This window comes from Psychrobacter sp. TB20-MNA-CIBAN-0197 (genome assembly GCF_040309765.1).
In the GTDB taxonomy this organism is placed as follows: Bacteria; Pseudomonadota; Gammaproteobacteria; order Pseudomonadales; family Moraxellaceae; genus Psychrobacter; species Psychrobacter submarinus.
In genome coordinates, this window is the sequence record NZ_JBEOPC010000643.1 from 1 (window position 1) to 270 (window position 270).

General features: G+C 36.3%; 1 protein-coding gene. It reads left to right on the plus strand.

All coding sequences use genetic code 11. The features are described 5' to 3' along the window. The coding region (locus AAEY83_RS15340) for a hypothetical protein (protein ID WP_351060281.1) at positions 1-270 on the plus strand (270 nt) is incomplete at both ends.

The window sequence follows — 270 nt, forward strand, 5'->3', positions numbered from 1 at the left end:
TGCAGGAGCATGTCATGGAACCGTTTTTCTTATAGAACTTAAAGAAGAGTTTCTGCCTGAGGTTGATTTAAAAGGAATGTATTGCAGGAGCCAAAACCTTAGCGATTTGCATTTAGAATGGATCAAACATCAGTTGGTAAAGAAATGTATTGAAAATAACGAAAAATTAGAAACCAGTTTACTTTTTGAAGTTGGTAAAGACAACCAAAACAAGTCCATGCCTTGTTCTGTTTTTGTCATGCCACTATTTGCATCCGGTCGTGTAATTGG